The sequence below is a fragment of the Paraflavitalea speifideaquila genome, from assembly GCF_032395985.1.
In the GTDB taxonomy this organism is placed as follows: domain Bacteria; phylum Bacteroidota; class Bacteroidia; order Chitinophagales; family Chitinophagaceae; genus Paraflavitalea; species Paraflavitalea speifideaquila.
The window spans coordinates 586681-605278 of sequence record NZ_CP135920.1 but is presented as its reverse complement, the minus strand read 5'-3'; the positions used below and the strand labels follow the sequence as shown (position 1 = coordinate 605278).

General features: G+C 45.2%; 29 protein-coding genes. 13 read left to right on the top strand and 16 right to left on the bottom strand.

Annotated elements, in window-relative coordinates:
* Positions 1-401: 401 nt before the first annotated feature.
* The 5 genes from RS881_RS04305 to RS881_RS04285 form a co-directional block, all read right to left on the bottom strand.
* Entirely contained in the window at positions 402-668 is a 267-nt protein-coding gene (locus RS881_RS04305; RefSeq protein WP_315819955.1) for an MMPL family transporter, read from the bottom strand.
* On the bottom strand, positions 611-796 hold the full coding sequence (locus RS881_RS04300; protein WP_315819954.1) for a hypothetical protein: 186 nt from the start codon (positions 794-796) through the stop codon (positions 611-613). The genes RS881_RS04305 and RS881_RS04300 overlap by 58 nt, the downstream gene beginning before the upstream one ends.
* A 74-nt stretch (positions 797-870) precedes the next feature.
* Positions 871-1920 (bottom strand): efflux RND transporter permease subunit, encoded by a 1050-nt coding sequence (locus tag RS881_RS04295; RefSeq protein ID WP_315819953.1) that lies wholly within the window; start codon positions 1918-1920, stop codon positions 871-873.
* Complete coding sequence (locus RS881_RS04290) at positions 1911-2159, bottom strand: MMPL family transporter (RefSeq protein WP_315819952.1); 249 nt, start codon at positions 2157-2159, stop codon at positions 1911-1913. Before RS881_RS04290 ends, RS881_RS04295 begins: the two co-directional genes overlap by 10 nt.
* 106 nt (positions 2160-2265) lie before the next feature.
* On the bottom strand, positions 2266-2751 hold the full coding sequence (locus RS881_RS04285) for a hypothetical protein (RefSeq protein WP_315819951.1): 486 nt from the start codon (positions 2749-2751) through the stop codon (positions 2266-2268).
* A 310-nt stretch (positions 2752-3061) separates the two neighbouring features.
* Between RS881_RS04285 and RS881_RS04280 the strand changes: the two genes are divergently transcribed.
* The 6 genes from RS881_RS04280 (at position 3062) to recO (RS881_RS04255) (ending at position 5958) form a co-directional block, all read left to right on the top strand.
* A complete protein-coding gene (locus RS881_RS04280; RefSeq protein WP_315819950.1) occupies positions 3062-3718 on the top strand; it encodes a PorZ beta-propeller-like domain-containing protein in 657 nt (218 codons plus the stop codon).
* Positions 3718-4257 carry a hypothetical protein gene (locus RS881_RS04275; protein ID WP_315819949.1) on the top strand — a complete coding sequence of 180 codons (540 nt, stop codon included), beginning with the start codon at positions 3718-3720 and terminating at the stop codon, positions 4255-4257. The genes RS881_RS04280 and RS881_RS04275 overlap by 1 nt, the downstream gene beginning before the upstream one ends.
* A complete protein-coding gene (locus RS881_RS04270) occupies positions 4218-4787 on the top strand; it encodes a two-component regulator propeller domain-containing protein (protein WP_315819948.1) in 570 nt (189 codons plus the stop codon). Before RS881_RS04275 ends, RS881_RS04270 begins: the two co-directional genes overlap by 40 nt.
* Positions 4778-5170, top strand: a complete 393-nt coding sequence (locus tag RS881_RS04265; protein WP_315819947.1) for a hypothetical protein — start codon at positions 4778-4780, stop codon at positions 5168-5170. The genes RS881_RS04270 and RS881_RS04265 overlap by 10 nt, the downstream gene beginning before the upstream one ends.
* A gap of 51 nt (positions 5171-5221) precedes the next feature.
* Complete coding sequence (gene recO / locus RS881_RS04260; RefSeq protein WP_315819946.1) at positions 5222-5425, top strand: DNA repair protein RecO; 204 nt, start codon at positions 5222-5224, stop codon at positions 5423-5425.
* Between the two features lie 89 nt (positions 5426-5514).
* Positions 5515-5958, top strand: a complete 444-nt coding sequence (gene recO, locus RS881_RS04255; RefSeq protein WP_315819945.1) for a DNA repair protein RecO — start codon at positions 5515-5517, stop codon at positions 5956-5958.
* 199 nt (positions 5959-6157) lie between these two features.
* Here the strand turns inward: recO (RS881_RS04255) and RS881_RS04250 are convergent, their stop codons facing one another.
* Positions 6158-7321, bottom strand: a complete 1164-nt coding sequence (locus RS881_RS04250; RefSeq protein ID WP_315819944.1) for an amidohydrolase family protein — start codon at positions 7319-7321, stop codon at positions 6158-6160.
* Positions 7322-7454: 133 nt separating this feature from the next.
* Between RS881_RS04250 and prfA the strand changes: the two genes are divergently transcribed.
* Both prfA and RS881_RS04240 read left to right on the top strand, forming a co-directional pair.
* Positions 7455-8519: a peptide chain release factor 1 gene (prfA, locus tag RS881_RS04245; protein WP_315819943.1), complete on the top strand. Its 1065-nt coding sequence runs from the start codon at positions 7455-7457 to the stop codon at positions 8517-8519.
* Positions 8520-8594: 75 nt separating this feature from the next.
* The gene (locus RS881_RS04240; RefSeq protein ID WP_315819942.1) at positions 8595-9056 is read left to right on the top strand and encodes a hypothetical protein; all 462 of its coding nucleotides are present in this window, start codon (positions 8595-8597) and stop codon (positions 9054-9056) included.
* A gap of 492 nt (positions 9057-9548) precedes the next feature.
* Here the strand turns inward: RS881_RS04240 and RS881_RS58980 are convergent, their stop codons facing one another.
* From RS881_RS58980 to RS881_RS04205, 8 genes are all read right to left on the bottom strand, one after another.
* Positions 9549-9707 (bottom strand): VanZ family protein, encoded by a 159-nt coding sequence (locus tag RS881_RS58980; RefSeq protein WP_350340086.1) that lies wholly within the window; start codon positions 9705-9707, stop codon positions 9549-9551.
* Between the two features lie 364 nt (positions 9708-10071).
* Positions 10072-10383, bottom strand: coding sequence for an anti-sigma factor domain-containing protein (locus RS881_RS04235; protein ID WP_350340085.1), 312 nt, complete (start codon positions 10381-10383; stop codon positions 10072-10074).
* A 76-nt stretch (positions 10384-10459) separates the two neighbouring features.
* Positions 10460-10825 (bottom strand): hypothetical protein, encoded by a 366-nt coding sequence (locus RS881_RS04230; RefSeq protein WP_315819940.1) that lies wholly within the window; start codon positions 10823-10825, stop codon positions 10460-10462.
* Positions 10826-10869: 44 nt separating this feature from the next.
* Entirely contained in the window at positions 10870-11415 is a 546-nt protein-coding gene (locus tag RS881_RS04225; RefSeq protein ID WP_315819939.1) for an RNA polymerase sigma factor, read from the bottom strand.
* A gap of 93 nt (positions 11416-11508) precedes the next feature.
* The gene (gene gcvH / locus RS881_RS04220) at positions 11509-11889 is read right to left on the bottom strand and encodes a glycine cleavage system protein GcvH (RefSeq protein ID WP_315819938.1); all 381 of its coding nucleotides are present in this window, start codon (positions 11887-11889) and stop codon (positions 11509-11511) included.
* Between the two features lie 140 nt (positions 11890-12029).
* Positions 12030-12377 (bottom strand): peptidylprolyl isomerase, encoded by a 348-nt coding sequence (locus RS881_RS04215; RefSeq protein ID WP_315819937.1) that lies wholly within the window; start codon positions 12375-12377, stop codon positions 12030-12032.
* Positions 12371-12706: a peptidylprolyl isomerase gene (locus RS881_RS04210; protein ID WP_315819936.1), complete on the bottom strand. Its 336-nt coding sequence runs from the start codon at positions 12704-12706 to the stop codon at positions 12371-12373. The genes RS881_RS04215 and RS881_RS04210 overlap by 7 nt, the downstream gene beginning before the upstream one ends.
* 89 nt (positions 12707-12795) lie before the next feature.
* Positions 12796-13062: a hypothetical protein gene (locus tag RS881_RS04205; RefSeq protein WP_315819935.1), complete on the bottom strand. Its 267-nt coding sequence runs from the start codon at positions 13060-13062 to the stop codon at positions 12796-12798.
* A 233-nt stretch (positions 13063-13295) separates the two neighbouring features.
* On the opposite strand from RS881_RS04205, the gene RS881_RS04200 reads away from it, so the two are divergent.
* The 5 genes from RS881_RS04200 to RS881_RS04180 all read left to right on the top strand — a co-directional run bounded on the left by RS881_RS04200 (position 13296) and on the right by RS881_RS04180 (position 15770).
* The gene (locus RS881_RS04200) at positions 13296-13736 is read left to right on the top strand and encodes a GNAT family N-acetyltransferase (RefSeq protein WP_315819934.1); all 441 of its coding nucleotides are present in this window, start codon (positions 13296-13298) and stop codon (positions 13734-13736) included.
* 102 nt (positions 13737-13838) lie between these two features.
* Positions 13839-13973 carry a hypothetical protein gene (locus RS881_RS04195; RefSeq protein ID WP_315819933.1) on the top strand — a complete coding sequence of 45 codons (135 nt, stop codon included), beginning with the start codon at positions 13839-13841 and terminating at the stop codon, positions 13971-13973.
* Positions 13945-14214 carry a hypothetical protein gene (locus RS881_RS04190; RefSeq protein ID WP_315819932.1) on the top strand — a complete coding sequence of 90 codons (270 nt, stop codon included), beginning with the start codon at positions 13945-13947 and terminating at the stop codon, positions 14212-14214. The genes RS881_RS04195 and RS881_RS04190 overlap by 29 nt, the downstream gene beginning before the upstream one ends.
* Before the next feature lie 79 nt (positions 14215-14293).
* Positions 14294-15109: a serine--tRNA ligase gene (serS, locus tag RS881_RS04185; protein ID WP_315825023.1), complete on the top strand. Its 816-nt coding sequence runs from the start codon at positions 14294-14296 to the stop codon at positions 15107-15109.
* Positions 15110-15218: 109 nt separating this feature from the next.
* Complete coding sequence (locus RS881_RS04180) at positions 15219-15770, top strand: outer membrane beta-barrel protein (protein ID WP_315819931.1); 552 nt, start codon at positions 15219-15221, stop codon at positions 15768-15770.
* Positions 15771-16035: 265 nt separating this feature from the next.
* On the opposite strand, the gene RS881_RS04175 is transcribed toward RS881_RS04180, so the two are convergent.
* Positions 16036-17976: a lectin-like domain-containing protein gene (locus RS881_RS04175; RefSeq protein ID WP_315819930.1), complete on the bottom strand. Its 1941-nt coding sequence runs from the start codon at positions 17974-17976 to the stop codon at positions 16036-16038.
* A 197-nt stretch (positions 17977-18173) separates the two neighbouring features.
* Positions 18174-18380: a hypothetical protein gene (locus RS881_RS04170; RefSeq protein ID WP_315819929.1), complete on the bottom strand. Its 207-nt coding sequence runs from the start codon at positions 18378-18380 to the stop codon at positions 18174-18176.
* Positions 18381-18598 lie beyond the last annotated feature (218 nt).

Below are 18598 nucleotides of genomic sequence, written 5' to 3'. Positions count from 1 at the left end.
ACTCCTAATGAATTCAGCGATGCGTTGTATCAACGGTTCATTCAGGTATATCAACGGAGTAACTGTGGCCAATATTTACACTGACTGAACAACGCTGTTTAATTACTATTAAATGGCAAACTGCAGGAACATGATAAGAAAGAAATCTCCGTTGTGGGTATGCTGAAGAAGGGGTGGGTTAGTATGGATTTCTTCATAACTATATGGTTTAAAATTGGGCAACTGTCTTTAAACAGCCGGGATGTCATTCGTAAAGATATTGTTAAGCCTTGTTCTAATTGGTATTTTCCACATTAAAAATCAAGATTTACGACAAAATACCCGGAAATGGGTATTATCTATATCAGTACTTGCTTTCTATTGACCTTTGTTCAACACATTCATGACAAGTATACGGCTCCTTATTTCTTTCGCTCTTTCTTCACAAAGCTCATCAGCAGGGTAGGCAGAAAAATGAGGTTGGTAAGTGTGGCTAATACCAGGGTAAGTGAAGTAAGCCAACCCAGGGCCTGGGTACCGCCAAAGCCACTGAAACAAAAAATAATAAATCCTGCAATCAATACAAGTGAGGTATAAATAATGCTGATCCCCGTTTTATGTATGGTATCAATTACTGTTTCTTGTGCAGACTTATTATTACGTTGTAATTCCTGCTTATAATTGACCAAAAACGAATGGTAATGTCAACAGCAATACCCAGTGCCACAGAAAACACCAATACGGTGGAAGGCTTAATGGCTACGCCTGTCCATCCCATCACGCCGGCGGTAATGATAAGGGGGATAATATTGGGCACCAGGGAGCACAAAAGAATTTTAAAGGACCTAAACAGGTAAAGCATACAAAGTGCAATGAGCAGGAAGGCCCACGCTATACTTTCTTTAAGACCATTGATGATAAACGCGCTGCCTTCCAGGAAGGTAACGGTAGTGCCGGTAAATTCAATTTTATAACGGGCTGTATCAAAAGCTGGTCGCTTTTCATTTCAATGGACTGGATCAATTCGGGCAGTTTTTTACTGCCTACATCGGCCATGTTAACGCTGATGCGGGTACGCTGGCGGGTACTATCCATGAAAGAACGCACTACCCTGGTGAAGTTATTCTGCTTGCCCGTACTGTCGTCGCCTTTACTACTTAAGTATTGAGCCAGGAAACCAATGTCGAAGCTGGTGGGCAGGCCATATTGCACGCTATCGCCTTCATAGTAGGCCTGCCTGGCAAACTTTAAACCCTCAACAATAGAAAGCGGCCTTGCCATTTCGGGCTGTGCTGCAATATAACCGGATAAGGAGTCGATCTTAGCAAAGGTTTGGAGCATATTGGCGCGCAGTCCATTCTTTCTTTTGGTATCCACTACTATTTCCAAAGGCATGATGCCTTTGAAGTTTTTTTCAAAGAATTTGAGGTCGGTATAGATCTTATCAGTCTTGGGCAGGTCATCGACCATGAATCCTTCAGAACGGAGGCGAAAAATGCCGACTACTGATAATATGAGGATAATACCGGTAAGGGCATAGATCATTTTCCGATGGCTTACAGACCATATTTCCAGCCTGTCCAATATAGAAAGGAGCCATTTGTTATCCAGGTAACGGGTGTGGCGGGGTTTGGGCGCTGGCAGAAAACTCAACACTACGGGGATAATGATGATGGAAATGAAGAACAGGGCCATGATATTGATACCTGCAACAAAACCAAATTCTTTCAACACGGCGCTTTTTGTTAACGCAAACACACCAAAGCCAATAGCAGCTGCAATATTACAGAACAAGGTTACCACGCCCATCCGGCTAATCATTTCAGTCAGGGCGGTACGCTTTCTCAATACGGGATCGGGAATGGTGGCTGTATCGTTCCAGGCCGTATGGAATTTATTTAAGAAATAGATACAGTTGGGTATTCCTATTACTACCACCAATGGGGGATGAGGGCGTTGAGGATGGTGATCTTATAGCCCATTAATACCATGGTGCCCAGGCTCCACAATACGCCAATGATCACAACGGCCAGTGATAGTCCCATGGCGCTAAAGCTGCGAAAAGAGATCAGCAGGAGGATAGCCGATAATACAATTGATCCCAACAGGAACCATTGCATTTCGCGGGCAACTTTGGTTGCTATATTGGTACGAATAAGTGGCAAGCCGCTGTAATGCATATCGAGCCCCTGCTTTTTCCGAAGTCATCGCCGATCTCTACAATTTTGGCCACCACATCATTCCTTTTCTTTGAATTGAGCACATCCTTGTTAATACGGATGGCCATCAACCAGGTATTGGTAGCGGGGTTGTACAATAATCCCTGGTAAAAAGGTAAACTGCGAAATACGGCGGCACAGGAGTCGATTGTGGTCTGCGACAAATTGCCGGCAGGAAATATGGGGAAGCATTGAGCTTTTCGGCTGCTGCATCTCTCAACAGATTGGTGGCAGCGGGAACGCTTAGTACATCTTCAACAGCCTCCACCTTTTTCATATCGGCAGCTAACTGAATATAGGCATTGAATAGTTTTTCGGTAAAAAGCTGATCGGTTTGCACACCAATGACGAGGAGGTTACCATCTTCTCCAAATTGCTGCCGGAATGCCTGGTAAGCCTGGTATTTGGGATTATCGGTAGGAATGGCCCTGGTAAATTCATAACTCAGCTGGACTTTGATGGCATGCCAGGTCATAAACCCGGTCACGGCGAGGAGGAGACAAAGTAATAACCAGCGGAATTGTAGAATAAAGCGTGCAAGGGGTCCCCACATGAGTAATCAACAATTTAATGAAGAATAATAACGAGAAAAGCCGCCTGGAAGTATGCTTCAGGGTGCACGCTTCTACGCCAAAGGCTTCGGCAGGCGAGGCAAAGAAACTTAATTTGAAGGGATTAATGAAGTTTTCGTGGTTTTAATTGGTTGGTTTCATTCAATTAACTTTGATTAATATGCCAATACGCGTTTTTTTCTGTATTATCTCGTCTTTGCTCTACCAGTAGGCCTACGATCGCAAACACCGCCACTGGGACAATGGCGGGACCATCTGTCTTATCACCAGGCGCTGCAAGTAGCCGGCTCTGTGGATCAAATATGGTGCGCCACACGCTGGAGCATTTTCTCGATAGATATGGCAGATCATAATATTGACCGTTACAGTAAGGTAAACGGGCTCAGTGAAGCAGGCATCAGTGCCATGGGCCTCAATGAAACAGGGGACCAATTGGTGATTGGCTACAACAATAGTTTGATCGATGTATTGGAGAATAAAATGGTGCATCGAATCGATGCCATCAAGAACTCCCCAATTACTGGCGATAAAAGGATCAACCATATTCTTAGCTATGGACAACAGGCTTATTTGAGTACAGGCCTGGGGATTATGGTTATTAACCTGGCGAAATATGAAGTAAAAGACACGTATATTATTGGGAATACGGGCAATAAAGTAAGGGTGAATGGAATGGCAGTTGGAGGGGCTTTCTTTTATGCCGCAACGGATGAAGGCTTGAAAAAGGCTGGAGTGAATGGTAATAACCTGGCGGATTTCCGTAGCTGGCAAAATATCTCGGGCATCAATGGGTTAACGGCTGGCGCTGTAACGGCCACAGTAGCCTGGCGGGATCAGCTGGTGGTATTAAAAATGATTCTTTATTCCTCGCTGTTAACAACCAATGGCAATTCCTGTATGGCAATGAGTGGACGATTAGTGGTATCAATATTTCCGCGGATAAATTAATGGTTAGTGAGGGGCTGGCTGACGCCGGCAGGGTAACGGTACTATCAGCAGGCGGAATTGTGGATGAACTTATTCAAAACGCTTTGCTTACGCGGCGCCCGCGGCAAGCTATTTTTGCAGGTGGTCGCTATTGGATTGCAGACAGTTTATCGGGTTTATCCAGCTATGCCGCTGGCCAATTTGAAAGCTTTATTCCCAATTCACCCTACTCGCTTGCTACGGGTCGGTTACAGGTGATCAATAGCAAGCTTTGGGCGGCTGCGGGGTCGGTAACTGCCACCTGGGCTCCCGCCGGAAATAAGGATGGATTGTATTCATTTAGTGAGGACAGCTGGCGTAATTTTAATAGGGGCAACCTTCCTTTCATGGATAGTTTTCCGGATATTGTATCACTGGCTGTAGACGCTGTTGATGAATCGGTATGGGCCGGGTCATTTGGTGGCGGGTTATTGCAACTGAACCAAAACGGTTCGACGCAGCTCTATAAACAAAACTCCCCTTGCAGCCTGCCTACTTTGCACCCGGCAGTTACCGGGTAAGTGGATTGGCGTTTGATGCGGAAAATAATCTATGGATAGCCAACTATGGAGGGCTACAAAATGTGTTGGTGAGAAAACAAGATGGCAGCTGGCGCACTTTCTTTATTCCCTATTCGATCCCGGAAAACGGGGTAGCACAAATAGTAATTGATGATGTAAATCAGAAATGGATCATTGCTCCCAATGGCAATGGGCTGTTTTGTTTTAATCATGGTCAAACGATTGACAATCCCGCCGATGACCGATGGAAATGGTACCGGGCCGGCAGGGGTAATGGTAATTTGCCCGATAACCAGGTGTTGAGTGTGGCCAGGGATAAAAGTGGATTTATCTGGATCGGTACCCGGCAGGGTATTGGCATCATCCAATGTCCGCAGGAAGTGTTTACTTCCAGTGGGTGTGAGGCATTATTACCGGTGGTACAGCAGGACAATTTTGCCGGTTATCTTTTTAGTGATGAGCAGGTACAATGTATTGCGGTAGATGGGGCCGACCGGAAATGGATCGGCACGAAAATGGGGTGTGGCTGATCAACGCCGACGGATCCAAAACGATCGCGCGTTTCACAACAGCCAATAGCCCGCTGTTGAGTGATGATGTGCAACAAATTGCAGTAGATGGGAATAGTGGAGAGGTTTATTTTTCTACGAATAAGGGCATTTGTTCGTACCGGGGTGAAAGTACTGATGGCAGCACTGCTAATAATAATGTGTTGGTGTTTCCGAATCCGGTTCCACCTGGGTATAATGGCAGGATCGCTATCCGGGGTTTGGCAAACAATGGGCTTGTAAAAATTGCAGAAATGGATGGCCGGCTGGTGTACCAGACAAGGGCCTTGGGGGGCAAGCGGTGTGGAACGGCAAGGATTACCGGGGAAGAACGATCTCAACAGGCATTTACCTGGTATTGGTAAGTGATGATAATAAACAGGAAAAACAGTTACTAAAATCGTTTTTGTAGGCAAATGATCCATTCAACCAAAGGAGTTGTATTAAAAACAGTGAAGTATGGCGAAACCAGCGTCATCGTCACCATCTATACGGAACTGTTTGGCATACAATCCTACCTGGTAAATGGAGTTAGGACTTCTACCAAAAAGGGCCGGGCAAGGCCAATTTATTCCAGCCATCGGCCATCCTGGACCTGGTTGTTTATCACAATGACCTGAAGAATCTGCAACGGCTCAAGGAATTCAAATGGGGACATATATACCAACACCTGTTTTTCAATGTGGTTAAAAACTCCGTAGCGCTGTTCATGGTTGAGCTGCTACAGAAAACATTGAAGCAACCAGAGGCTAATGCAGACCTCTTTCATTTTATTGAAGACGCCTTTATTCACCTGGATGAAGCAGACGAAGGGGTGACAGCCAATTTTTCACTTTTCTTCGCCTTGCACCTGACCAGCTTTTATGGGTTCCGGTTTAGTGACGATTATTCGGCGGAACATCCATTCCTTGATCTGCAGGAAGGTGAATTTGTAACTGAACATCCTATTCACCCTTATTTCCTGCAGGGGCAGTATAGTTTTATCACTTCGCAGTTGCTGAAAGTAATGCAGCCACATGAATTGAAACAGGTTCAACTGAACCAGGACATGAGGAGGGTATTACTGAAAGCCTATGAAACCTTCTATGCGCTGCATGTAGCCGATTTTGGCGCCTTGAAAACCTTGCCCATCCTTCAGGAAGTATTGAGCTAGCAGTTGGTTGCCTGGTTACCGATGAATGTATTTTAGTTTATATACAGGGTCATAAAACAGCAAGTAGCGTCACCTACGGCGCCACATTGAGCACGCAGTTGGTTTTTACAAAGCTGTGCACCTAACGGCGCAAAACGACCGTTAAAGGGGATCCTCCCTAACTAAATGACATTGAGTTGCCGATTGTCGTGACGGGTAATCAAAAGAACCGCTGTATTCCTGATAAATCAGGATGCAAGAGCACCACGCCCGGTGTTTTCCCTTTTTCAAAACTGCCAAAAACATGCTGGATGCCCAATGCTTTGGCGCCATTGAGGGTAGCCCATTGTAACAGCTCTTCCAGGGGCACGCCGGGATAGTGAGACTGGAGGGTCTTTATTTCGGCCAAAACGGATAATTGTTCGTTGGATGCCAGGCTGTCGGTACCAATTACAATGGACACTCCATGGCTGCGTAACATATCAAGATCGGGTAATCCATTGCCAATATACAGGTTGGCATTGGGGCATAGGCAGAAATGGCAATCCGGCAGGGCAACGCTTTTGTTGATAAATCGCAAGTCATCCTCACTGGTTAGTACGTTGTGAACCAAAATAAGGGATTGGCCATTATGGAACCGGGGAAGGCAGGTTTGCAAGCTGCTTTTTCCCTCTGGCTTGTAAAATGATATGTCCAGGCCCAGCGCTTCATACAAGCGGTTAAAATCGCCTTTGCCGGTTCTGAAGAAAGCTTCCTCGTCCTTACTTTCCTGGTTGTGCAGGGTGAGCAGGGTATTGGCTTCCCAACTGGTTATGAGCTCAAACAAAGCAGGAGAAACGGAATAGGGGGCATGGGGAACGATGGTATTATTTTTTGCCGCCGGGCCTCCGGCCTGCTGGAACCGCTCCCACAGTTCGCGGCTTGTTTGAAACCGGGCAGGTGCGGTGGCTGGTACAAAACCGGTTGTTTCTATGAAATTGTGGTAGTACAACCGTCGCAGTGCTTTTTGAGGGAGGGTATGAGGGGTATTGCAAATGTCGCCTACGGCCACAATACCGTTTTGCCACATGGCTGTTTCGGCATCGGCAATGGCCTGCAATATATTTTCTTCCGGCACAAAGCGCTGGCTCATGACCCCCAGCAGGAAGTCGATCATGCCTTTACGGGGCTCCAGGACGCCTTTCAGGTGGCTGAGTTCCAGGTGGCAATGGGCATTGACAAATCCGGGCACCAGTATGCCTGCCAGGGTTTGTACCTCGCTGCCGGCTTCGGAAGTGGGAATGACAGCTTCTATGAACCCTTTCTCATCAGTAACCAGCACCTGATTCTCCAATAATCGGCTACCGGTAAATAAATGGTCGGCGGTGAATTTTCTATACTCCATGTAAACGTTGAAACGATTAACTTTGCAAGCCTTTTGAAAAGACCGGAAGACCGGAAAGATTGACCCCTTAACAGGTTCACTTTCGGACTTACCGACTTTTCCGACTTTCTGACTACATAAAAATACAGCAAACATGTTAGACAAATTGGAAGCGATCAGGGCTCGATTTGAGGACCTGGGGGTAGCATTGACCAATCCTGCTATTGTTAGTGATAACAAGAAATTCACGGAGTTAAGTAAGGAATACCGTAGTCTGGAAAAGATCGTGACGGCCCATACTCAATATAAGGAAGTGTTGAATGACCTGGAAAGTTACCGGGATGCCATGAAGGGGGATGATGAGGAGCTGCGTGAATTGGCCAAGGAGGAGTTGCCTTTGCTGGAAGAGAAAAAGGAAAAACTGGAAGCGGAGATCCGGCAATTGCTAATACCCAAAGATCCACAGGACCAGAAAAACGTTATATTGGAGATCAGGGGCGGTACAGGTGGTGATGAAGCCAGTTTATTTGCCGGCAACCTGCTGCGTATGTACCTTCGTTATTGTGAACGGAAAGGCTGGAAAACGGCCATTCTTAGTGAAACGGAAGGAACGGTAGGCGGCTACAAAGAAGTTCAATTGGAAGTAACGGGTGATGATGTATATGGCACGCTGAAATTTGAGAGTGGTGTTCACCGTGTACAGCGGGTACCGGATACAGAAGCTTCTGGCCGGGTACATACTTCGGCTGCAACGGTAGCTGTGATGCCGGAAGCAGAAGAGGTGGATTTTGAACTGAACCCGGCGGATGTGAAAATGGAGACGGCCCGAAGTGGCGGTGCCGGGGGACAAAACGTAAACAAGGTAGAAACAAAAGTATTGCTTACGCATATACCCACCGGCACGGTGGTAGTTTGCCAAACAGAACGGTCGCAGTTGGGTAACCGGGAGAAGGCCATGCAGATGCTTCGTACCAAGTTATATGAAGAACAGGTACGCAAACAGGAAGATGAGATAGCCCGGCACCGGAAAAGTCTGGTGAGTACGGGCGACCGTAGCGCCAAGATCCGTACTTACAACTACCCGCAAGGTCGGGTAACTGATCACCGTATTGGTTTAACTGTTTATAACCTGGATGATGTTATGAACGGAAATATTCAGGAATTTTTAGATGCCTTACAGTTTGCAGAAAATGCAGAGAAAATAGCGAAGCAAAACTAAGAAGGCCCCTTTATAGCATGTTGTAATCCCTGGCTCTACGTAACGTTTTACTTCATCACTTTAAATACAACGTTTATGCTAGACAATTTAATCAACCTGGTACGCGAACAGGCAGGGGATGCTATTATTAATAATCCCACAGTACCGAATGAGCGCAATGAAGAGGTCATTGCAGAAACCGGTCAATCGATTGCAGGCGGGTTGCAAAATGTCCTGTCTTCAGGCGGCCTTAAAGATGTATTGAAATTGTTTGGCGGACAAGATGCGCCTACCAATGCCAATCCTGTCGTACAAAACCTTTCGGGGAATGTTATTCAGCAGCTCATGAACAAGTTTGGTTTTGACCAACAGTCGGCTAATGGAATCGCCGGCAACCTGGTGCCCAATGTGTTGCAGCAACTGGTCAGCAAAACCAATGATCCGGGTGATAATAGTTTTGATATACAAGGGATATTCAATCAGCTTTCGGGAGGCAAATCACAAAACATAAACATTCAGGGTATCCTAAGTAAGGTTACGCAAGGGGGTTGGATATAGATGGTGATGGTGATACGGACCTGCAAGATGTAATGGCTATGTTCTCAGGCGGACAAGGAGGAGGCAATATATTGGATTCGGTAAAGGCCTTTTGGCCGATAATACAGGCCAATACATATAAGTTTAATATTCTTTTAATAGAAACCTATTTTTTTACTTGTTGAAATAACCTATTGAACCCTGTTTTTGCTGCTTGGGAATGTTAACATTTTGAAAAAATCCATTAAGAGAATGGAAAATATGTGCAGGGGTCGTTCCTTTGTGATGTCAAACAATTGAGCTCTTTCTTTCGATCTTTTTCAGCAAATCCCAGGACTGGTTTTAAACCTTCTTTAACGGCGGGGATCATACTAATGGCACTGGATTTGCGTTACTATATTTTAGAAGTTCTTTTTAAAGACTCACATAAAGCAGTCAATTTTCTCATAAGCAGTTAGTTTTGGTTACGGCCCTTGTTTCCACAAGGGCCATTTTTTTGCAATAAACTGTATATCAGTCCTTAACCCATCTTCCAGGATAGCGAAAAAGCAAGTAAAGCATAGCTGCGAGGGCGCCTGAAGCATCCGCCACAATATCAAACCTGTCAAAACTGCGTTGGGGAATAAAGTAAAATTGTACATATTCAAGGACAATTCCGAGTCCGGTACTCAAAACAGCCAATAAAATAACCAGGTTTTGCCAACGCTGGCCCAGGCGGGGCCTGAGGGTATAATAAAGGCCCCAAAAAGCACGATCCCACCAAATAATACTACATGCACTATTTTATCAAGATGGGGAATTTCCTGCGTTAAACCATCGCCTGGAATGGAGTAGCCGGGAAGGCATAGGAGCCCAATTGTAATAAGGGTCCAAATAATGGGAAACAACTTCTTTGCGCAAAGTTTTTGAAATAGGGATCTCATACTGGGGGAAAGATAAATCAAAATAGCAGGCTACAAGAGAAAAGGTCTTGCCATGCTACCTGGGGTAGTATGTTGCAAGACCTTTGAGCAGGGATTAAACTGCTATAAATGTTTTACAGTGGCGCTTTTGTCCGGCCAGAGGATTGCATTTTTTCAAGGGTAGGAGATGGATTACCTCCTTTCTTTTCGATGGTAATGGCAAAGGCATCAGCTTTCTTGGTGTTGTCCATTTTCAGCACCACATTGTTTTGCAGGGAGTCGAATACGCCGAGGCTTTTGGGTTTGCCTTCAATGAGGGCCCATAGCTGGTATTGCTGATCGGAAGGCAGGCGGGGCATGTTCTTCACCATCAGGAATACAGAAGCGGAAGCGGTGTCCCAGAAAACATTGGCAGAAGATTGGGGAGCAGTGGTAGATCCCACCATGTTAACAACGGTTACATTGGGATCTTTGATGAGTTTTTGTTCATCAGAGATCTTTTGCAGGGTGTTTTCAGCGGTATCAACCCTGGCCTGAGATCTTTGTTGATTCTCGCAGTGTAGTTGCCTGGTTATAAAAATCATAGGCAAACCAGGCGCTGACCAGCAGTAATACCACAGAAGCAGCGGCCATGAAACGTAATCCGCCATTCTTTCGAGCAGGTGTGTTTGAGTGTTGTTCCATTGTGATGACTTTAGATTGATTTATAGAAGGGTTCTGAATAGCTTCTAAAAATCCGTCCTTAACCTGTCGCGGTGGTACAACCGCATTTTGCAAAAGCAAATTTTCGAGGGCTTCCTCGAATGCTTTGCGTTCGGCAACAAGCTCTGGGTATTGGGCGCAGTGTTTTTCAAACTCTGCGCGCTCGGCTGCATCTGCCTGATCCAATACATAGCTTTGAACTATGCCACTTGATATGTAATCTTTTATATTCACTTTAAAAATCCCCTTAATTGAGTCAATGCACTTCTGATGCGCGTTTTTACAGTGCCCAATGGAATATTTTCCATTTCTGCAATTTCCTCATGTGTATATCCTTTGAAATAAGCCAGGTCAATTAATAAACGTTGCTCTTCCCGCAATTGTGTTAATACTTTCCTAAAGCCTATATTGTCTACATTCACTTGGGTAACAAGTGCCACCAGGTGTCCTACACCCTGGTCATCCATAGATTGGTTTTTCCGGTCGTTTTGGTAGGTTTTGGAACGTAGCGTATCAATAGAAGCATTACGGGCTATATTCAACATCCATGTAAATAGCCTTCCTTTTGTGGAGTCATAGCTTTCTATCTTTCGCCAGATATTGACAAAAACATCTTGTAATACGTCATTGGCAAGCTCCGTATCACCCAATATCTGCAATATAATACTGTATAAAGCGCCTGAATAATGATCGTAGAGATAACCAAAAGCCTTATTATCCCTGTTTTTAAGCAGGGAGACCAGTTCCTGTTCCGTATATGTAGGAATGGCGCTCAAAAATGTGTTTTACCCAAAGCGAAGCTCAATATAACCAAAAAAAGAGTGGAATTACCCACTCTTTATAAACGTAATTTAAATATTGTTGGATTTCTAAGCCCCTACTAATTTTCCATAAGCCGCTGCATCCAGCAACCCATCTACATCTGCGGGGTTATTAACAGTAACTTTTACCATCCAACCCTCTCCATAAGGATCTGAATTGACCAGTTCGGGCTGGCCATCTAATTCGGGGTTAACAGTAGTAACGGTACCTGCTAAGGGCAAAAACAGGTCGGAAACGGTTTTTACGGCCTCTACGGTTCCAAACACTTCTTCCGCAGCCAGTGGTTTACCCAAGCCACTAATATCCACGTATACAATATCTCCCAATTCGCCTTGTGCAAAATCTGTAATGCCTATTGTTGCTGTATTGCCTTCCAATAACACCCACTCGTGGTCTTTGGTATAACGTAGATTAGCTGGAATATTCATGCTGTTGAATTTTGTGCTGCAATATTACAGGAAAAGTCGGAAAGACAAGAAGTCGGAAAGACATTTAGACTGAAAGTCCGGCGTTATAAATCCGACCTACCCGGGATCTCATTGCCCGGATTGCCAGTCGCCCCCACCTTTCAGCTATCTTCTCTTAACCAGCCTGGCTTTAATGATATGTACATCCTGCAAGGGCCTGTCGCCCCCTCCCGGCCACTGGTTGGCACTGCCGCGATACTGTCTATTACTGCCAGCCCTTTGATCACCTCCCCAAAAATGGTGTAATTCTGGTCGAGGTGCGGTACACCTCCAATGGTCTTATATACTTCGCGGTGGGCAATAGGCAATTTGCGGCCTTTGAGCCTGAATTGCTCCACTGAATCCAAGGCTTTATCATTGAATATTTTGCCCTGTACCAGGTAAAATTGAGCACCGCTGCTGGCCCGCTGGGGGTTGATATTGTCGCCGGTACGGGCTGCTGCTACCATCCCTTTCTTATGGAACATGGTGGTCCTGAATTCGGCCGGTATGGTATATTCCGGCCCCCATCACCCAATGACTCGCCCGGCTTTGCCTTTTTGCTATTGGGATCACCTGCCTGCACCATAAAATTCCTGATCACTCTATGAAACAAGATGCTGTCATAAAAGCCCTGTCTTACCAGCTTGAGAAAATTATCGCGGTGCAGGGGGGTACTATCCGACAAACGGATCACGAGGGTGCCTTTATCGGTAACCATTTCCACATCCCTGCGCCGGTCGTTTTTACGTAAGCCGTTTCCCAACCAGGGGTTGCAGGAGGCAGCAATGAACAACATTCCTGTGAGGAGAAGTATAAAAGAGTAACCCGTTCCTTTTTCATGATTAATATACTGGGCTAGGGGTAAAAAGCGAGTGGTCTGTTTTCCTATTGGAATCCGTTCTGTTGAAAATATAATAAAATATGGTCTTTCAGAAAGTTTTCCTGGTCAATCATATTGAATTCTGGCAAGACTTTTAATTGTTTAAAATGGGGCCATCCATCCTCATCTACTGCTGTCAGTTCATAATACCCGCTTTGTGAAAGCAGTGAACATACAGCAACATGTATGAGGTCCTGTTTTTGTTCCTTGGTAAATTTTGGACGTATTTCTCCAAACTCCTGGACCCCAATCAGAAATAGTATGGTTTCCATATCCGGTTTTTTTCCAAACCGCTCTACTAAGCTGGCTTCCAGATTCCACCAGCGACTCTGCAGATCATCCTGTATTTGCATGGCGCAAAGATAAGGAAACAGCGGCGAGCTTCGAGCTGCCAGCCATTGCCTTTGAGCAGTGAGGGTAAAGCCCGCACTCTATTCACTGAAACTCGTGGCACATAGCTCACAGCCAATTTTCAATACTTATTTTTGCTGAAACGGTTCCAGCCATGACAGTTACAAAAGATGGTTATACGATTTCGACAGACAAACATATATTAAACATTCCCTACATTCATGCCTTCCTCACCACCTCTTACTGGGCCGAAGGGATCCCTGTTAATACGGTTCAGCGCTCGGTAGATGGCGCTCTTTGTTTTGGGGTTTATAAGGATGGAGTGCAGGTGGGGTTTGCCCGGATGATATCGGACCTGGCTACTTATGCTTACCTGGCCGATGTATTTATTGATGAATCGCAACGGGGCAAAGGGCTGGGTAAATGGCTGGTGGAAGTTATTTTACAACATCCCGAACTGCAGGGGTTAAGACGTATCGAATTGGCAACCCGGGATGCACATAGTTTGTATGCTCAATTGGGATTTACACCACTACCCCAGCCCGATCGTTTTATGCAGATCCGCAACCCGGATGTCTATAAAAACCTCCCTTGATACGCAGTAATGTTCTGAATCAACTTATTAAGCGGTAAAATATCGGCGTAATCCCCAAAATCCATCAATCCCCAATTATCTTTGCCACAAATTTGAATTGCGATGTTACAGGTACCATTTATTCGCCAGCATACAGCGCTGGTAAAGGAACGACTGACGATCAAGAATTTTAAGGATCTACAACTGGTGGATGAAATTATTTCGCTGGATGATGAACGTAAAAAAACTGCAGCTTGAATCGGAAAATGCGCAATCCAAACTAAACAGCTCGGCCAAAGAGATTGGGCAGTTAATGGCAAAAGGACAAAAAGCGGAAGCCGATGTCAAAAAGCAGGAAGTAGCTTCTTTAAAGGCCTCTCAGCAGCCGATTGCCGACCGCCTGGCGTTGGTAGAAAAACAATTGCAGGATAGCATCGTAAGGTTGCCCAACATGCCATCGGCCAAAGTGCCCCAGGTAAAACACCCGAAGAGAATGTGATCGTACGGGAAGGCGGTCAAAAACCCACGCTGCATAACAATGCGGTACCGCACTGGGACCTGGCTAAAAATACAACCTCATTGACTTTGAACTGGGCAATAAAATTACGGGCAGTGGCTTCCCGGTCTATATAGGCAAAGGGGCCAAGTTGCAGCGTGCGCTGATCCAGTATTTCCTGGATTATAATACAGCGGCAGGGTATACGGAATTTATGCCCCCGCTCATGGTGAATGAAGCATCTGCCTTTGGCACCGGCCAGTTGCCCGATAAGGAAGGTCAGATGTATCATGTAACGGAGGATAATTTTTACCTGATCCCAACAGCCGAAGTGCCGGTAACGAATATTTACCGCGATGAATTGTTGAAAGAATCGGACCTGCCGGTTAAAATGACTGCCTATACGCCCTGCTTTCGCCGGGAAGCTGGCAGTTATGGTAAAGATGTACGTGGATTGAACCGGCTGCACCAGTTTGACAAAGTAGAGGTGGTGCAATTGGTACATCCCGATAAAAGTTATGATGTGTTGGAAGAAATGGTGAGCCATGTAGAAAAGCTGTTGCAGAACCTGGGTCTTCAGTACCGCATATTAAACCTCTGTGGTGGTGATATGGGTTTTACGTCGGCTCAGACGTATGACTTTGAAGTGTACAGTGCTGCGCAGGAAAAATGGCTGGAAGTTAGTTCTGTTTCTAATTTCGAAGCTTACCAAACCAATCGCCTGAAAGTACGCTTTAAGGATAGCAATGGTAAAAACCAATTGGTACATTCCTTGAATGGGAGTTCGCTGGCGCTTCCCCGTATCCTGGCTTGCCTGCTGGAAAACAACCAGGCCGAAACAGGCATACAATTGCCGCCTGTACTTCATAGTTATATGGGCTATGGATCCATCAGTTAAGGGCTGTTAACATTCTAATTTGCTTAACATAAATCTGTGTGAAAGGAAGTAAGGACTATTCTTTACTTCCTTTTTACTTTTCATATTTGTGGCACACTAAAACACTTTTATGAAAAGACAAATTTTACTATTGCTTGTTATTACAATTTCTTTTACTACAACACTAACTGCCCAGGTACAAAAGGGTGATTGGTTATTGGGCGCTACCATGGGTGTTTATTATGGTAGCAGCAGCAACCTCAATGGGTCTTCAACCAATAGCAATCTTTCTCCCCGTATAAGCTATGCCATCGGTAATAACTCGGTATTGGGTCTTAAGGTCGGCTTTGGATACCAAACTTCTAAATCTGAAACCAACTCTGACAAAAGTAACAACACCAGTATCGGCACGACTATATATTGGAGGCATTACATGACCATCAAAAAGCAACTTGGCTGGTACCTGGAACCCAGTGCTGGTTTTTCGACTGGCAGAAACGTGCAAACATACCCTAGTGGAAAGGTTAAGAACACCTATACAGGGTACACTGTCAATGTAACCCCTGGCTTATATTATCAGGCATTACCCAAATTGCTGGTCAATGTAGATTTCGGTGGACTGGGTTATGTGCACAACCGGAACAAAAGCGGGGAACTCCCATCAGCAAATCATCCAATGTAAATTTCCACTTGCTAAGCTCATTTACGTTTGGCGTGGATTTCATATTGGGGAAGGGTTAGTGAGGGGGAGAGCTGTCAAGTATCTCACACGGGAAAACATTTCGTGCGCCCCCTTTAGATCGGCTAAGCCGGTTGCGACGGGCTCAACCTGACAGCGGGGTTCGACAGGCAATGTGAAACTTTAATTCAGCTTAAACTTTTTTAATATTATCTAGTCTGACTTACGAATTTGCCTTTCTACTTATGTGCTTACCTCTCTTACCACTTTACCGGACTAGCATAAATGTACCTTTTTGCTCATGCAGTTGGCCGGTAAAGTCTTTTCCTTTTACCATCCATACATAAGTTCCGGTAGCCTGCGGCTGCCCCTTGATGGTGCCGTCCCATCCTTCTTTTGAGTTGTTGGAGTTATAGACCAGTTGGCCATAACGGTTAAAAATGCGGAAGAAATAAATATCAGAGATGCCTACTGCTGTCATGCGGAAACGATCATTGCGTTGATCGCCATTGGGCGAAAACACATTGGGTACATAAATGGCCGGCCCTTTGAATACTTTGATCCGGATGGTATCCTTCGTTTCACATCCCATGGGTGTGTATGCTGTCAGTACATAACTCATACTGCTTTTGATGAAGGCGATGGGATTGGCAATGTCAGGATCACTTAAGCCATCAGGTGGCGACCAGTTGTATAATTCGCCGCCTGATCCATGAAGTGGCAGGGGATGATTATCGGTAACCACGGTATCATTGCCGGCAAATGCATGGGTTTCATAGATGCGGATTGGCTTTTCAACGGTATCGGCATAACAACCATTTTCAGCTACGGCATAGAGTTTAACGGTGTACTGTCCGCCCTTAGTATATACATGTTCAATACTTATTGAACTATCCCGGGAGCCATCGCCCGGCAACCAATACCATTGTTTGACAGGAATGGTTGGAGTAAGGTTACTACTGGTAAACAAAACAGGCGTGCGGAAACAGGTATCAGAAAAACGCATATCTACTACAGGTGCGGGCGACATGGTTAATGTACGTGTTATTGGATCCGATACACAGCCTTCCTTTGTTTTTACCAGCAGGCTCATGGTATGTGGTCCATAAGTAAATGCCTGCTCATAACCCGGGCTGGTTTTAACCACTGGCTGGCCATCAATTTGCCATTCCCAGGTATTAATGGAGCCAAATTGTACTTTGGAGGAATCGGTAAAAGGCACTACTGCTTCATTACAATAGGGAGGGAGTGGAGGTCCGAAATTGGCGACAGGTTTGGAGCCTACCACCACGGTGGTTTTAAAGGTATCGGACAGGCACCCATCATTCCCAAATATATTCAGCTTTACCTGGTAAATACCTGGTGAAGGATATACATGTGGAGGTGGTGTTTGTACATCGGCCTTAGTGCCATCTCCAAAATCCCAATACCAATTTAAGATGGTGCCGAAGGAAAGGGAATTATCATGAAACTGAATAGAAGCGGGGAAACAGGTAAGTTGATTGGGGGCCAATGAAAATCCCGGATTGAGCGAGGTACAAAAACGCTGGCGATTATAAGATCCGCCGGTTCCAGCTGTAAACCCCCAATAAACGATGGGGTTATTATTAAATACCTGCGCTACGAGATCAATGGTTGCCTGCACACGTTCTACTCCATCAATTTGGGCGGATATTGATTTGGTAACGGCATTCCAGCTAATGCGAAGGGTATGCCATTGGCCATCTTCAATATTGTCTTTACCAGCAAGAGCGGTTACGGGCCCAGCCAGGTTATTGGAAGAAGTGTGGTTCACATCGCCATCGCGGTTGATGGAAATATGATCAAAGGCCGGATCATTCTGATTTCCATTTTGCCAGGTATCAATGGGAATACCAATTGAAGGGGTTACGCCACCAAATCCCATTCCTTCGCCGGTGGAGCCAATGCTAAGGCTAATATTTTGCAGCACAAATACCATCCCATCGGCCCCATCGGCATCGCGATTACCGAGGTTGATGTTGAATTTATAATCAAAAGATTGGGTAAGATCGATCTTGATCTTATTCCAAACAGAGCCTGATTGGGTACTCTGTTCGTTGGTGAGGGTATAGCAATTGCAATTTTCGCGGAAGGCAGAGCCGTTGGGGAAATAATTATCGTTGGTTTGTGCAGGCAGGGAAACGCTGGCCAACAGCAATAGCAGCATGTATAGCAGGCAAGGTCTCATGTGCAGTAGTTTCCCGAAAACAGATTAGTGTTAAATTATATTTATTACCCCCTATAAAGAAAACACGGCCGGACCAGTAACGATCAGACCGTGTTTCAATCACCGGCCGTTAATAAACGGCCTTTTGACAATAGTACAGTAAAGCTTTTATGCTATAGATGGATAATTCAGCCTGGTGCTGATGTTACCGCTCCTGGTTATTCCCAGCCTTGTTTTGCCACGCCAGCTTTAATAGCTGCCAGGGCTTTTTCTTCGCCCAACAGGGTAGTGAGCTTATTCCCCTTACCATCATGCCCTTGTGCCATATAAGCTCCTTTGGCGGTTTTAGTAATCACTGCATCCTGCATAGGTACTCCTTTCTCCTTGGTCTTTACATTGTATGCAGTCAATTGTACATCTGCCATAATAAATTCTTTTAAGGTTAGTAAAATAAAGCATCTCCTTCAAAAATGTTACCGGAAAGCTTTAAATGATAAATAAATATACAGCTTTTTGTAATACAGGCCCATTGGCACTGGTTTTCAATGAAATGTACCAATTAATAAATTTAATGATATGCAAATGCCGCTTTCATATTTAAAATATGAATAGCGGCATTTGCATAATTTTTTATCCTCTTCGC

What these genes read in the sequence shown, in the direction of transcription:
- RS881_RS04290 (WP_315819952.1), bottom strand. Translation starts at nt 2,159, where the DNA reads ATGCATTACAGCGGCTTGCCACTTATTCGTACCAATATAGCAACCAAA.
- RS881_RS04285 (WP_315819951.1), bottom strand. Translation starts at nt 2,751, where the DNA reads ATGTGGGGACCCCTTGCACGCTTTATTCTACAATTCCGCTGGTTATTA.
- RS881_RS04275 (WP_315819949.1), top strand. Translation starts at nt 3,718, where the DNA reads ATGGTTAGTGAGGGGCTGGCTGACGCCGGCAGGGTAACGGTACTATCA.
- recO (WP_315819946.1), top strand. Translation starts at nt 5,222, where the DNA reads ATGATCCATTCAACCAAAGGAGTTGTATTAAAAACAGTGAAGTATGGC.
- recO (WP_315819945.1), top strand. Translation starts at nt 5,515, where the DNA reads ATGGTTGAGCTGCTACAGAAAACATTGAAGCAACCAGAGGCTAATGCA.
- RS881_RS04250 (WP_315819944.1), bottom strand. Translation starts at nt 7,321, where the DNA reads ATGGAGTATAGAAAATTCACCGCCGACCATTTATTTACCGGTAGCCGA.
- prfA (WP_315819943.1), top strand. Translation starts at nt 7,455, where the DNA reads ATGTTAGACAAATTGGAAGCGATCAGGGCTCGATTTGAGGACCTGGGG.
- RS881_RS04240 (WP_315819942.1), top strand. Translation starts at nt 8,595, where the DNA reads ATGCTAGACAATTTAATCAACCTGGTACGCGAACAGGCAGGGGATGCT.
- RS881_RS04235 (WP_350340085.1), bottom strand. Translation starts at nt 10,383, where the DNA reads ATGGTGGGATCTACCACTGCTCCCCAATCTTCTGCCAATGTTTTCTGG.
- gcvH (WP_315819938.1), bottom strand. Translation starts at nt 11,889, where the DNA reads ATGAATATTCCAGCTAATCTACGTTATACCAAAGACCACGAGTGGGTG.
- RS881_RS04215 (WP_315819937.1), bottom strand. Translation starts at nt 12,377, where the DNA reads ATGGTAGCAGCAGCCCGTACCGGCGACAATATCAACCCCCAGCGGGCC.
- RS881_RS04210 (WP_315819936.1), bottom strand. Translation starts at nt 12,706, where the DNA reads ATGTTGTTCATTGCTGCCTCCTGCAACCCCTGGTTGGGAAACGGCTTA.
- RS881_RS04205 (WP_315819935.1), bottom strand. Translation starts at nt 13,062, where the DNA reads ATGGAAACCATACTATTTCTGATTGGGGTCCAGGAGTTTGGAGAAATA.
- RS881_RS04200 (WP_315819934.1), top strand. Translation starts at nt 13,296, where the DNA reads ATGACAGTTACAAAAGATGGTTATACGATTTCGACAGACAAACATATA.
- RS881_RS04195 (WP_315819933.1), top strand. Translation starts at nt 13,839, where the DNA reads ATGTTACAGGTACCATTTATTCGCCAGCATACAGCGCTGGTAAAGGAA.
- RS881_RS04190 (WP_315819932.1), top strand. Translation starts at nt 13,945, where the DNA reads ATGATGAACGTAAAAAAACTGCAGCTTGAATCGGAAAATGCGCAATCC.
- RS881_RS04180 (WP_315819931.1), top strand. Translation starts at nt 15,219, where the DNA reads ATGAAAAGACAAATTTTACTATTGCTTGTTATTACAATTTCTTTTACT.
- RS881_RS04175 (WP_315819930.1), bottom strand. Translation starts at nt 17,976, where the DNA reads ATGAGACCTTGCCTGCTATACATGCTGCTATTGCTGTTGGCCAGCGTT.
- RS881_RS04170 (WP_315819929.1), bottom strand. Translation starts at nt 18,380, where the DNA reads ATGGCAGATGTACAATTGACTGCATACAATGTAAAGACCAAGGAGAAA.